Here is a 13,288-nt window from a genome sequence, read left to right as displayed (position 1 = left end):
TGCGGCGTCTTGATGATATCCGATTGGAGCGGAATTGGGATGCTTTCGTGCAGATCGTCTGCACGAGGTTAACGGAAATTCATCAAAGCCGGAACGGCGCGGTTCAGCAGATCACTCGTCGCTGTCATCCGTGCCGAACAGGCCGAACTGCGCCGCCGCATCGCGCGAGGGCTCGGCGAGGCCGAGATGGCGGAAGGCGTGCGAGGTCAGCAGGCGGCCGCGCGGCGTGCGCTGTAGATAGCCGCACTGGATCAGATAGGGCTCGATGATGTCCTCGATGGCATCGCGCGGCTCCGACAAGGCCGCAGCCATGGTCTCGACGCCGACCGGGCCGCCGCCATAGTTGAGCGCGATGGTCGAAAGATAGCGTCGATCCATGGCGTCCAGCCCCGCGGCATCGACCTCGAGCGCGCTCAGCGCGTGGTCGGCAATCTTGCGGTCGATCTTGTCGGCATCGGCCGCGGACGCGAAATCGCGCACGCGGCGGAGCAGGCGGCCGGCGATGCGCGGGGTGCCGCGGGCGCGGCGCGCGATCTCGTTGGCGCCGTCCGCGCTCATGCCGACGTTGAGCACGCGCGCGCCGCGGCTGACGATGCTCTCCAACTCCTCGATCGTGTAGAAGTTGAGCCGGACCGGAATGCCAAAGCGGTCGCGCAAGGGATTGGTGAGAAGGCCGGCGCGCGTGGTGGCGCCCACCAGGGTGAATTTCGACAGCTCGATCTTCACCGAGCGCGCCGCCGGTCCTTCGCCGATGATGAGGTCGAGCTGAAAATCCTCCATCGCGGGATAGAGCACCTCTTCCACCGCGGGGCTGAGGCGATGGATCTCGTCGATGAAGAGCACGTCGCGCTCTTCGAGATTGGTCAGCAGCGCAGCGAGGTCGCCGGCCTTGGCAATGACAGGCCCCGAGGTGGCGCGGAAGCCGACGCCGAGCTCCTTTGCGACGATCTGCGCCAGCGTAGTCTTGCCGAGGCCGGGCGGGCCGACGAACAGCACGTGATCCAGCGCCTCGCCGCGCTTGCGCGCCGCCTCGATGAAGATCGAGAGATTCTTGCGCGCCTGCGCCTGGCCGACGAAGTCGGACAGCGATTGCGGCCGCAGCGCGGTGTCGCCGACATCATCGCTGCGCCGCTCGGGCGAGACCATGCGGCTGGCCTTGGGATCGCTCACTTCGCGAGCTCCTTCAACCCGAGCCGGATCAGCTGCGCCGTCTCGGCGCCCTCACCCGCACTGCGCGAGGCCGAGGCAATCGCGGCGGCGGCCTGCGGCTGGCCGTAGCCGAGATTGACCAGGGCGGAGATCGCATCCGCGACGGGGCGCGGCGCGCGCTGGTCGTCGACGGCGCCGGCAAGATGCACGACGGCGGGATCGACACTGGCGAAGGCCGGCGCCTTGTCCTTCAATTCGGTGACGATCCGCTCGGCGACCTTGGGGCCGACGCCCGGCGTGCGCGCCACCGCGGCCTTGTCGCGCAGCGCAATCGCATTGGCGAGATCGGCTGGCGACAGCGTGCCGAGCACGGCCAGCGCGACCTTGGCGCCGACGCCCTGCACGGTCTGGAGCAGGCGAAACCATTCGCGCTCCTGATCGGTGCGGAAGCCGAACAGCTTGATCTGGTCCTCGCGGACATAAGTCTCGATCGACAGCACGGCGGCCTCGCCCGGCGAAGGCAGATGCTGCAGGGTGCGCGAGGAGCAATGTACCTGATAGCCGACGCCGCCGACGTCGAGGATGACGAAATCCTCGCCGTAGGAATCGATCAAGCCCTTGAGCTTGCCGATCATATCAAGACCTCATTCGCGGCAGAGACTTCTCCATCGTCATGGCCGGGCCTGACCCGGCCATCCACGCCTTCAACGCCGACAAGAAAGAACGTGGATGCCCGGGACAAGCCCGGGCATGACGGCGAGAACGCGTGACGACCAATCATATCCCCACCACCTTCAGCCTGAGAGCGGTGCTCTGGCGATGATGGGCGTGGGTGATGGCGATGGCGAGCGCGTCGGCTGCGTCCGCGGACGGCGGCTCGGCCTTCGGCAGCAAGATTTTCAGCATCATCGCGATCTGTTGCTTGTCGGCGTGGCCGGCGCCGACCACGGTCTTCTTGACCTGGTTCGGCGCGTATTCGGCGACAGAGATGCCGAACATTGCGGGCGCCAGCATGGCAACGCCGCGGGCCTGGCCGAGCTTCAGCGTCGCGACGCCGTCCTTGTTGACGAAGGTCTGCTCGACCGCGGCTTCCACCGGCTGGTGATTGGACAAGACGGAAGCGAGCCCTTCATGGATCGCGAGCAGCCGGCTCGACAGCGGCAAATCGTCGGGCGGTTCCACCGAGCCGCAGGCGACGTAGGCCAAGCGATTGCCCTCGGCCTCGATCACGCCCCAGCCGGTGCGGCGCAGGCCGGGATCGATGCCGATGATGCGAACGGGGCCACGAATCGGGAGCGCAGTCATGCGCCAGTGATAGCGGCTGGCTGCCCTGGAGGAAACAGAAACAGAACGGAAGTAACAAGGGAAGTAGGGCCGTCGAGCCCTACCCGCCCATCTTCGCAACAAGCGCGTCCGACACCTCGAAATTGGCGTAGACGTTCTGCACGTCGTCGTGCTCGTTGAGCAAGTCCATCAGCTTCAGGAGCTTCTCGCCGGTCTCGTCGTCGACGGTAACCGTATTCTGCGGCTTCCAGATCAGCGCGGCCTTGCGCGGCTCGCCGAACTTGGCTTCCAGCGCCTTGGCGACATCGCGATAGCTTTCCGTCGAAGCGTAGATCTCGTGACCGTTCTCGCCCGAGACGACGTCGTCGGCGCCGGCCTCGATCGCGGCATCCAGCACCGCATCGTCGGAGGCGACGCTGCGGTCGTATTCGATGATGCCGGTGCGGTCGAACATGAAGGAGACTGAGCCGGTTTCGCCGAGATTGCCGCCGGATTTGGTGAAGAAGGAGCGGATGTCAGAGGCGGCGCGGTTGCGGTTGTCGGTCAGCGCCTCGACGATGACCGCGACGCCGCCGGGGCCGTAGCCCTCGTAGCGGATCTCGTCATAGTTCTCGCCGTCGCTGCCAAGCGCCTTCTTGATGGCGCGCTCGATATTGTCCTTCGGCATGTTCTTTTTCTCCTGGCGCGCCGCGATCACGGCGGCGCGCAGGCGCGGGTTCATGGCGGGGTCGGGGGTGCCCAGCTTGGCAGCGACGGTGATTTCCCGCGCCAGCTTGCCGAACAGTTTCGACTTCTGGGCATCCTGCCGCCCCTTGCGGTGCATGATGTTCTTGAATTGGGAATGTCCGGCCATGCGTGGTCTCTTGATGGAAGCGTGCGTCAAGGTAAATGCGGGAAGCGCGGCCTTATAGGCCGCCCACCCACCGGAATCAAAGGGCTCGGCTTGTCCTGAGGTAGCCCTGTAAAGGTAACCGCCGCCATGGCGCCCGCCTAGATGTCAGGCACCGTTAACCCTGATTTCATTCCGGACTGCGAAAATAGTGCCCGACCGTTCCCCGACAAGAGAGACCCGATGGCGTTCGGACTATTTCGGAAGCGTCTGCCGGACACGGCCGCGCCTGCGGCAGCCCCGGAGGCTGCGCAGCCGGCAGCCCCTGCCGCACCCGCCCCGACCGCCGAAAGTGATTCGGCCCGGGAAATCCTGGAATTGCTGGAACTCGAGCTCGGCGCCATGATCCGCCAGCTCGAGCGCGCCGCCAATTCGGTGGCCGGCGGCGCCGAGGCGACCGCGGCGACCCTTGCCGCCATTCGCGACCGCACCGACGCCCTGACCGGCCGGACCAACGCGGCGCAATCCACCGCCTCCACCTTCGCCCATGCCGCCGACAAGTTCACCCAGTCCGCGCAAGGGATCGGCGCGCAGGTCCGCGAGGCCGGCAAGCTCGCCGACGAGGCCAGCGCCGCCGCCCAGGAAGCCCGCGCCAATGTCGACCGCCTGCGCGAATCCTCCGCCGCGATCGGCAACGTCGTCAATCTGATCGCGCAGATCGCGCGGCAGACCACGCTGCTCGCGCTCAACTCGACGATCGAGGCCGCGCGCGCGGGCGCAGCCGGAAAAGGCTTTGCCGTCGTCGCCACCGAGGTCAAGGCGCTCGCGGTGCAGACCCAGAGCGCGACCGAGGAGATCACGAAGAAGATCGATGCGCTCCAGCGCGACGCCGCCGGCTCGGCGGATGCGGTGCACCGCATCTCGCAGGCGATCGAGGCGATCCGTCCGGTGTTCGACACCGTCAACGGCGCGGTCGCCGAGCAGAATGCCACAACCAGCGAAGTCTCCGGCAATGCCGCCAGCGCCTCGGAGTTCATCATCTCGGTCGGCGAGAGCGCGGCCGAGATCGACGCGGCGACCAAAGCCGCCGAGACCCATGGCGAGAGCGTCGCCAGCGCCGGCAAGGCCGTCACAACCTTCGCCCGCAAGCTGAAATCGCGCTGCGCGGTGCTGCTGCGCCAAAGCGAGCACGATGACCGCCGCAAGACCGAGCGGCTGCCCTGCCACCTCAAATTCGAGACCGCGCGCGGCGTGATGCCGGTCTATGAAATCGCGATGGAGGGCGTGCTGATCGGCGGCGCGGACGCAAGCCGGCTCGCCGCGCAGTCTACGATCGAAGGCAGCCTGGAGGACATCGGCGCCTGCCGCCTGCGCGTGGTCGAGCAATCCAAGGCCGGCGCCCGCGCGCAATTCGTCGGCGCCACCGCCGCGCTCAGCGAGAAGATCGAGGACAAGCTCTGGTCGATCCATGAGGAGAACACCGAGCTCGTCACCCGTGCCATGGAGGCGGGCAATGCACTGACGCAGATATTCGAGCAGGCGGTTGCGCGCGGCGAGGTCAAGCTCGACGACCTCTTCGACACGGACTACGCGGAAATCGCCGGCACCAATCCGCAGCAATACCGCACCAAATATCTCGACTGGGCCGATCGCGCCCTGCCGCCGTTCCAGGAGGCCTTCCTGGCGCGGGAGTCGCGGATGGCGTTCTGCGCCATGGTCGACCGCAACGGCTTTTTGCCGGTGCACAACAAGATCTATTCGCATCCGCAGCGGCCGGGCGACGTCGCCTGGAACACGGCCAACAGCCGCAACCGGCGCATCTTCAACGATCCGGCGGGGTTAGCTGCCGCGCGCAACCTGCGATCGTACCTGGTCCAGAGCTATGCGCGCGACATGGGCAACGGGAACACGGTGATGATGCGCGAGATCGACGTCCCGATCCGCGTGCAGGGCCGGCACTGGGGCGGCTTCCGCACGGCCTACAAGCTGTAGCGCCCCCACGCGTGCACGCACCTGCACGCACCTGCACGCACCTGCACTCCTGGGCAAGACGCCGGGCGCGAATCATCCTCTAAGGTCGGACCTGGAATCGGAATGCCGCCAAGGAGCCGATCAACGGCTCCGACTGGAGAGAGCCCGTACATGTCCTCTGCACAACTTGCCGTATTGGACACCGCATCCAACCGGACGCTCGCCGAACGCCTGATCGACCAGCTCGCCGACCGCATCGGCGGTCTCGGCGTCGAGCTCGCCGACATCGCCGGCAACGTCCAGGACGTCGCCAACCGCGTCGCGAGCCAGTCGGAACGGTTTCACCATCTGCAGAAGACGGCCGAGACGATGGTCTCGACCAACCACGACATCGCCAACGCCTCGCAGGCGGTGCAAACCACGACGTCGGCCGCGGTCGGCGAGATCGCGCAGTCGCGCGGCGCCGTCGACACCGCGGTCAGCCACATCTCCGAACTCGTCGCCGCGGTGGAGCGGATCGAGGCGCGCCTGTCCGCCGTCGGCGCGGCGCTGGCGCAGGTGGCGAAGGTCTCCGGCTCGATCGAGGCGATCGCCAAGCAGACCAATCTGCTCGCGCTCAACGCCACCATCGAGGCGGCGCGCGCCGGCACCTCCGGCCGCGGCTTCGCGGTGGTCGCGAGCGAGGTCAAGAGCCTCGCCGAAGCCACCCGCCAGGCGACGCACGAGATCTCCGACACGGTGCGCGATCTCGACGGCCAGATCGAAGGCCTGATCGGCGAGAGCAGCGACGCCTCGCAGCGCGCCAAGACCGCCGGCGAAGGCGCGCAAGCGATCTCCGGCATCATCTCGCGGGTCCAGCAGGGCTTCGCCTCGGTCGAAGCCGAGATCGACGGCGTCGCCCGCGCGGCGACCTCCAACCTCGGCCACTGCGACACCGTGATCAGCGAGCTCAACGAGCTCGCCAAGGGCGTAGACCTCTCCTCGCGCGACCTCAGGAGCGCCGACGATCGGGTGGCGAAGCTGCTCGACACCTCGGAAGGCCTGATCGCGCTGATCGCCGACAGCGGCGTGGAGACGTCGGACGCGCCGCTGATCCGCATCGTCGTCGACACCGCGAAGCGGATCTCGGCGGAGTTCGAAGCCGCGATCGACCGCGGCGAGATCACGCTCGACCAGCTCATGGACGAGACCTACCGCGAGATATCAGGCACCGATCCGAAGCAGTACCTGACCAACTACGTCGCGTTCACCGACCGCGTGCTGCCCGCGATCCAGGACCCGATCCAGAACTCCGATCCGCGCATCGTGTTCTGCGTCGCCTGGGCGCGGGGCGGCTACCTTCCGACCCACAATCCGAACTACCGCCTGCCGCAGGGCAAGGACCCGGTCTGGAACAACGCCAATTGCCGCAACCGCCGCCTGTTCACCGACCGCGCGGTGAAGAAGGTGGCGGCCAATACAAAACCCTTCCTGCTGCAGACCTACCGCCGCGACATGGGCGGCGGGCAGTTCGTGCTGATGAAGGACCTGTCCTCGCCGATCATGATCCGCGGCAAGCACTGGGGCGCTTTCCGGATGGGCTTTCGCCAGGGCTGACGAGGACGCTCCGGCATCTTCAAAACAAAAACTCGAAAACAACCCCATGCACAGTAGCCGGGGTGTGCGAAATCAATGGCTTGCGCCGGCAGGCCGTTGCGCGCGTTGACCCGTCGGGCAAAACAGGGGTAGAATGCTAATATTCCGAAAATTGGAAGGCATTCGGTTCGCCCCGCGCCTGCACTGGTGCGGCGGCCGACGTTGCCGTAGAAGTGCCGCCGCGCATTCGAACCCGAACACAGCAAGCTGGTTTTTTGATGTCCTGTCCACCTGCCCAAATCGGCGCGCCGTTTTCCGAGATTGACACACCGGCGCTGATCATCGACCTCGACGCCTTCGAGCGCAATCTCGATACGATGGCGGCACGGGTCGGCAAGCTCGGCGTTCGCCTGCGTCCGCATGCGAAGACCCACAAGTCGCCGATCATTGCGGCCAAGCAGATCGCGCGCGGCGCAATCGGCATGTGCTGCCAGAAGGTCGCCGAGGCCGACATCCTGGTTGCGGGTGGGGTGAGCGACGTGCTCGTCAGCAATGAGGTGGTGGGCCCGCGGAAGCTGGAACGTCTCGCAGGCCTCGCGCGCCACGCACGCATCAGCGTTTGCGTGGACGATGCGATCATGGTCGAGCAACTGTCGCACGCCGCGGAGCGGGCAGGATCGCAAATCGAAGTCCTGGTCGAAATCGACGTCGGTGCCGGTCGCTGCGGCGTCAGGCCGGGGCCGGCGGCGGCCACCCTGGCGCGGCAGGTGGCGGGTTCGCGCTTCCTGTCGTTCGGCGGCTTGCAGGCCTATCACGGCTCTGCCCAGCATTTGCGCACGCCGGAGGAGCGGCGCGCTGCCATCGCGAGCGCCGCCGATGCGACCTCGGAAACATTGCGCGTGCTCAAGGACGCGGGCTTTCAGTGCCGGACGATTGGAGGTGCAGGAACCGGCACGTTCGAGCTCGAAGGCGCGAGCGGCATCTGGAACGAATTGCAGGCGGGCTCCTATATCTTCATGGACGCCGACTACGCCAAGAACCTCGCCGACGGGACGCGCAACGCCAATCCGTTCGAGCATGCGCTGTTCGTGATCGCGACCGTGATGAGCACCGGCGCCGGCGAACGCGCCGTCATCGATGCGGGCCACAAGGCCCTGTCGAACGACAGCGGATTTCCGGTCGTGCTCGGCCGGCCCGACCTGCGCTATCATCGGCCCTCCGACGAGCATGGCCTGCTCGATTTCGACAGCGCTTCGTCGCGACTGGCGATCGGCGACAAGGTGACGCTGATCCCCGGCCATTGCGACCCAACCGTCAATCTCTACGACTGGTATGTCGGCGTGCGCGGCTTCAACACGCCGGATGCCCGCGTGGAGGCACTTTGGCCAGTCGCGGCGCGGGGCGCGATCACCTGAGATTGACGCGTGATTGCGCGCGCCGATCTCCGCCATTGCCACGGACAAGCGAAGCACAGATCCAAGACCCATGCGCCGCAGCATTGGTTTGGCGAAAACGCGGAGTGACAAGCTTCGCAAAACAACTGCGCGCTCGCGCTCGGAGTCATGGTTCTGGCCCCTCGTTCGCAATTGCGGGCCAAGGCGTACACTCATCATTCGGGACTGCCCGTTTCCAAGGGACGAGCAGACGTGGCTTGCCCGGCTGGGAACGACTGCAAATGACCCGTTTGAGACATCAGCCATCTCGCGCCGACCGCGGCTGACGCTATCCCCGAACCCCGTTCAGTGCGATAATTGAAATTGGGACTAACGTTCTCCTGGTCCGGGAGACAGCCATGCGGCGGCGGCAATTTGTTAAATTCATTGGCGGCGTTGCACTTGCTTGGCCGCTCAGTGCCGGAGCGCAGCCGGTGGGCAAGTTATACCGTATTGGTTATTTCAACGCGGGCGCCGCAGCTGCGCAGGGTGGCGTCGGACTCGAACGAGCTTTCGCTGAAGCCCTCCGTGAGTTGGGCTGGATGGAAGGGACGAATATTGCCTTCGAGTACCGATTCGCAGAAGGTCATTCGGATCGGCTACCCGGCATGGCCACAGAGCTGGTGCATCTCAAGGTCGATGTCATCGTTGCAAACGGAACATTGGCATCACTCGCCGCCAAGCAAGCCACCTCGACGATCCCCATTGTCACGGCGCCTGCTGGCGATCCACTCGGGAGCGGGCTTGTTCGGAGTTTGGCGCACCCAGGCGGCAATGTCACAGGTTTGAGCCTAATGGCTCCGGATTTGGGCGGGAAGCGGTTGGAGCTACTCAAGGAGCTTCTGCCCGACGTCTCCAGAGCGGCCATCCTGTGGAATGCTGCCAATCCCTATGCGGCGGATGTGTTCAGAGAGACGGACCGTGCCGCCCGGACATTGCAAATTACGCTCCAATCGCTTGAGGTGCGCAGTCTCGATGATTTTGATACAGCATTCGAGGCTGCCAAAGTCCGACGTCCAGAGGGCCTGATTACGGTCGAAGACCCACTCACCGTTGGTTATCGAAAACAGATTGTAGACTTCGCAGCGGGAAATCGCTTGCCTGCCATCCACGGCGTTCGGGAATTTGTGGAGGCTGGAGGCCTCATCGCCTATGGCGCGAGCCTATCGGATTTGTCCCGGCGCGCTGCGACCTACGTAGACAAGATCCTGAAGGGCACCAAGCCTGCGGATCTTCCAGTTCAACAGCCAACCAAGTTCGAGTTTATTGTCAATCTCAGCGCTGCCAAGGCGCTCGGGCTGACCATGGCGCCATCGCTGCTCGCCCGCGCCGACGAAGTGATCGAATGACGGCGTAGGTTGCTGTGGTGCATGCGCCCGTTGCTGGCCCGTTGCAGACATTCGGTCTCGACCCGCTGAGGGCCGCTCGTGACCCCATCCGGAACGTTGACAATCCTTTTAGCTCTCTTGCTACGTGTGTGCTCTTTAGTCGCGTTACGGGGACAGCGGAAGATCCTATGATGGTCGCGACATGATCCACGTCCTCGACATCGATCCGCGCATTGCGCGGCGTTGCTTGCACGCCGGACGGCTCCAAGCAGGAGCTTAGCCGGACGGTAGTTGCTGCCGTCCGGATTACCCCTTCCTTCATCAAAGATTTGGTGTGTGGCGCTCCCGCGAGGGAAGCCCAAGCAAGGAGGCATGTCGTGAACACCCCCTTTTTCCCAAACGTCACTCTTCCAGCGTCTGATCATCATCGCTTGCAACGGCTCGCGCAGGCGGGCGCAGATCAAGGCGACGTGGACGCACGTTTTCTGTTGAGTGAACTCAACCGTGCGGAAGTCGTCCCTGATCGCGCAGCCAGATTGGACAGCATCGTCACCATGGGTTCGTGGGTGACGTTCTGGACCACCTGGGGCTTCCCACGCGAGACAAGGCAACTGGTGTACCCCGAAGACTACACGTCCGAGCGAACCCAAATCCCCGTGATGTCGCCGTTGGGCGCAGCGTTGGTCGGGCTGAAGGTCGGAAGCGAAATCCCCTTCTTCACCGTTGGGCGCACCAACGTTGTCAAGGTCGAACGTGTCAGCCGAGGTGATCCGAACGATGTTGTCAGGGTTCTGTTTAGCAATCGAGAGGTCAAGGGCAAGAAGCTCTTTGATGACGGCGATCCAGGACCATCAGCCGCTTAGGAAAGGAGAGAAGGTAATGAGCAAGACCAATCGCAAAGGCAAACCTGAAATCGTGTTGCCGCCCATCACAGTGATGGAGGATGAGGCGCGGCGTCTCAACGCTCTGGCCAGTTCGAGCGCGGTGCTCTTCCCGCGCGTGGCCCATTTCCTTGCGCAGGAGATAGAGCGTGCAAACGTGGTGGCGGACAATTCCGATCTTCCCGGCGTAGTCCGCATGGGCTCGAAGGTCCGGTACTGCGATGACAAGACGGGTGAGGTCCGGGACGTGGTATTGGTTTATCCACACGAAGCAGACATAACGCTAAAGCGCGTCTCAGTTCTTACGCCGGTCGGAGCTGCGTTGATCGGCCTGACGGTTGGCCAAACCATTGAGTTCCAAACGCCGGGGCACAACAAGCGGTCGTTGACGGTGCTAGGCGTGTCCAACTAGAGGAGGCGTTGACATGCGCGCTCTCAACCAGACAGGCCGCCTTCACGGTGATCGGTACCAGCATCGTTTTGGCTGGCGTGTTCTATGTTGCGACTTTGTTCAAGGCTTGAAGGTCCAACCTCTGGGGGCGGCCCCTCTGGGCCTATGTTGGAGCTGGGGCACCCCAACCGCGGGGACTGCTCAACCACGCGATCGGACAACGTGACCCAGCGCGACTTCACTATCTCAGTCGGCGATGTGTGCTGACCATTGGCCGACGAGGCTAACGTCAGCCACAGGCCACAACCGGACTCATGAAGTGCAGCGACAACCACACATTTAATCAACCCAGAGCGCGAGCGGTTTAGTCCAAAGGCCCATCAGCGAAGTAGCAGCCCCCCTCGTTGAGGGTGAAGCATGGCGGACCAGATTTGCTCGGGTTGAGTTCTTCGCATTTTGACCTAAACCCGAAGTCGCTCCTCTTGGCCTATTCAACGGCATAAGGGTTGAGCTTCGGAACGCCCTGCTTCCAGTTCACCCATTCTTCGGCGTCACGAAGGGACACGAAGTCCGCAACAGGAATGTCCTCGCGGTCGGGGCGACGCTCACTAACCCGCCAGCCGCCCTCGACCAGACGCTCGATGACAAAGCTCTCGACAGGCAGATCAAGGTTGGTCATTTCTAACTGTATCGATCGGTCGGCTCTAGCGGAAGCGTAGAGGCAGTGTTCATGAACGAAAATCTCGACATGGCCGAGCGGTGTGCTCAAATTTCGCAGACCACGAGCGACACGACACTTCGCTCGATATTTGGTAGGATGTCCAAACTGTATCGTCAATTGCACGCGGAAGAGGAAAAACTTGCTGACTGGAAGAGCAAGCAAGACGCTTCGTCAACGTTAGACTTCATTTTCAAGAAGCCGCGAGACTAGTGCAGCGCACCGCAGTGGACGATTGGGCGAAGAATGTGATTTCCGTTTTTGGCCGATTTTGTTGAAAAACGCGGCAGTTGCGACTCAAGGATAGCAGTGATTCAGTCTGTCTAATTGGCAGGACTGAAGATCATGATGGGGCATCAGCAAGTCGAGCAGGCTGCGTTGTTCTATGAGTTCTCGCTCGAGAAGCATATTCCCTCCGACCATCTTTTGAGATCGGTCGACAGGTTCGTCGACCTGCAAGAGATCAGGCGGGAGCTGGCACCTTTCTACAGTAGCATCGGCCGACCTTCGATCGATCCCGAGCTGATGATCCGGATGCTCCTGATCGGCTACTGCTTCGGCATCCGGTCGGAGCGGCGCCTGTGCGATGAGGTTCACCTCAATTTGGCCTACCGGTGGTTCTGCCGGCTCGGTCTGGATGGGGCGGTGCCGGATCATTCGACCTTCTCCAAGAACAGGCATGGCCGCTTCCGGCAGAGCGACCTCTTCCGTCGCGTGTTCGAGAGCGTGCTGCGCCGCTGCATCGAGGAACGACTGGTCGGCGGTGAGGGATTTGCGGTTGATGCGAGCCTAATCAAGGCCGATGCCAATCGGCAGAAGGGCATCGAAGGCGATAAGGGACTTCCGCCGGAGGCTGCCGGCCGAGCAATCGATGAGTATCTGGCTGTCCTCGATGATGCCGCGTTCGGAGCGGCGACCGAGGTTACCCCGAAGTTCGTATCGCCCTCCGACCCGGCGGCGCGCTGGACGGGGGCGCACGGTGGCCAAGCGTTTTTCGCTTATTCGACGAACTACCTGGTCGACGTCGAGAACGCGATCATCGTCGATGTTGAGGCAACGACGGCGATCCGGCAGGCGGAGGTATTGGCCGCCAAGCGCATGATTGAACGATCGCTGGAGCGGTTTGATCTCTATCCGAGCCGGCTACTCGGTGACAGCGGCTATGGCTCGGCCGAGATGCTCGCTTGGCTGGTCTATGAGCACGGCATCGAACCGCACGTTACAGTCTTCGATAAGTCCGCCCGCACAGACGGTATCTTCTCGCGCGACGACTTCACCTATGACCATGCTGGCGACATCTATCGTTGCCCTGGTGGCAAAGTTCTTACCACCACCGGAACGTTGGTGAATGATGGTGCCACCATGCTTTACCTCGCCAGCAAGCGCGATTGTGATCGATGCGCATTGAAGGCTCGGTGTTGCCCCAAGCAGGCATCACGGAGGGTGCCGCGCTCCATCTACGAAGGCGCTCGCGACATGGCGCGCCAGATCGCCAAATCGTGGGAGGGAGGCACCTCGCGCCGGCTTCGCAAGAAAATCGAGATGTTGTTCGCCCACCTCAAGCGCATCCTCAAGCTCGACCGTTTGCGTTTACGAGGCCCGAACGGCGCGCGCGATGAGTTCATCCTCGCGGCCACCGCCCAGAACCTTCGAAAGATGGCCAAGCTCATCCCGATGCCCATCGCGAGGCTCGCATAGGGTCGATGGAGCAGTTCGGTCACGTCGCGAC

At 63.6% G+C, this 13,288-nt stretch carries 12 protein-coding genes; 7 read left to right on the top strand and 5 right to left on the bottom strand.

Features of this window, described 5'->3' with window-relative positions:
* Window positions 1–111: 111 nt before the first annotated feature.
* The 4 genes from ruvB to ACVWYQ_RS28715 form a co-directional block, all read right to left on the bottom strand.
* Complete coding sequence (ruvB, locus tag ACVWYQ_RS28730; RefSeq protein ID WP_157283837.1) at window positions 112–1,146, bottom strand: Holliday junction branch migration DNA helicase RuvB; 1,035 nt, start codon at window positions 1,144–1,146, stop codon at window positions 112–114.
* Between the two features lie 20 nt (window positions 1,147–1,166).
* Complete coding sequence (ruvA, locus tag ACVWYQ_RS28725) at window positions 1,167–1,784, bottom strand: Holliday junction branch migration protein RuvA (RefSeq protein ID WP_271542887.1); 618 nt, start codon at window positions 1,782–1,784, stop codon at window positions 1,167–1,169.
* Window positions 1,785–1,926: 142 nt separating this feature from the next.
* The gene (gene ruvC / locus ACVWYQ_RS28720; protein ID WP_275498008.1) at window positions 1,927–2,454 is read right to left on the bottom strand and encodes a crossover junction endodeoxyribonuclease RuvC; all 528 of its coding nucleotides are present in this window, start codon (window positions 2,452–2,454) and stop codon (window positions 1,927–1,929) included.
* Between the two features lie 79 nt (window positions 2,455–2,533).
* Complete coding sequence (locus tag ACVWYQ_RS28715) at window positions 2,534–3,286, bottom strand: YebC/PmpR family DNA-binding transcriptional regulator (protein ID WP_456726601.1); 753 nt, start codon at window positions 3,284–3,286, stop codon at window positions 2,534–2,536.
* A 219-nt stretch (window positions 3,287–3,505) separates the two neighbouring features.
* On the opposite strand from ACVWYQ_RS28715, the gene ACVWYQ_RS28710 reads away from it, so the two are divergent.
* The 6 genes from ACVWYQ_RS28710 to rnk all read left to right on the top strand — a co-directional run bounded on the left by ACVWYQ_RS28710 (window position 3,506) and on the right by rnk (window position 10,862).
* Window positions 3,506–5,254, top strand: coding sequence for a methyl-accepting chemotaxis protein (locus ACVWYQ_RS28710; RefSeq protein WP_456726600.1), 1,749 nt, complete (start codon window positions 3,506–3,508; stop codon window positions 5,252–5,254).
* A 150-nt stretch (window positions 5,255–5,404) separates the two neighbouring features.
* On the top strand, window positions 5,405–6,829 hold the full coding sequence (locus ACVWYQ_RS28705; RefSeq protein WP_456726599.1) for a methyl-accepting chemotaxis protein: 1,425 nt from the start codon (window positions 5,405–5,407) through the stop codon (window positions 6,827–6,829).
* Window positions 6,830–7,086: 257 nt separating this feature from the next.
* Complete coding sequence (locus tag ACVWYQ_RS28700) at window positions 7,087–8,223, top strand: DSD1 family PLP-dependent enzyme (protein WP_456726598.1); 1,137 nt, start codon at window positions 7,087–7,089, stop codon at window positions 8,221–8,223.
* 377 nt (window positions 8,224–8,600) lie between these two features.
* Window positions 8,601–9,590, top strand: a complete 990-nt coding sequence (locus ACVWYQ_RS28695) for an ABC transporter substrate-binding protein (RefSeq protein WP_404545953.1) — start codon at window positions 8,601–8,603, stop codon at window positions 9,588–9,590.
* Window positions 9,591–9,946: 356 nt separating this feature from the next.
* Window positions 9,947–10,432 (top strand): GreA/GreB family elongation factor, encoded by a 486-nt coding sequence (locus ACVWYQ_RS28690; protein ID WP_404545952.1) that lies wholly within the window; start codon window positions 9,947–9,949, stop codon window positions 10,430–10,432.
* A 16-nt stretch (window positions 10,433–10,448) separates the two neighbouring features.
* Window positions 10,449–10,862, top strand: a complete 414-nt coding sequence (gene rnk, locus ACVWYQ_RS28685) for a nucleoside diphosphate kinase regulator (protein ID WP_404545950.1) — start codon at window positions 10,449–10,451, stop codon at window positions 10,860–10,862.
* A gap of 466 nt (window positions 10,863–11,328) precedes the next feature.
* Here rnk and ACVWYQ_RS28680 read toward each other — a convergent pair whose 3' ends face one another.
* Complete coding sequence (locus tag ACVWYQ_RS28680) at window positions 11,329–11,520, bottom strand: hypothetical protein (RefSeq protein ID WP_157283751.1); 192 nt, start codon at window positions 11,518–11,520, stop codon at window positions 11,329–11,331.
* Window positions 11,521–11,904: 384 nt separating this feature from the next.
* On the opposite strand from ACVWYQ_RS28680, the gene ACVWYQ_RS28675 reads away from it, so the two are divergent.
* Complete coding sequence (locus tag ACVWYQ_RS28675; RefSeq protein WP_456725395.1) at window positions 11,905–13,257, top strand: transposase; 1,353 nt, start codon at window positions 11,905–11,907, stop codon at window positions 13,255–13,257.
* Window positions 13,258–13,288 lie beyond the last annotated feature (31 nt).

This window comes from Bradyrhizobium sp. USDA 3397 (genome assembly GCF_054060965.1).
This window is presented reverse-complemented; position numbering and strand designations above follow the sequence as displayed.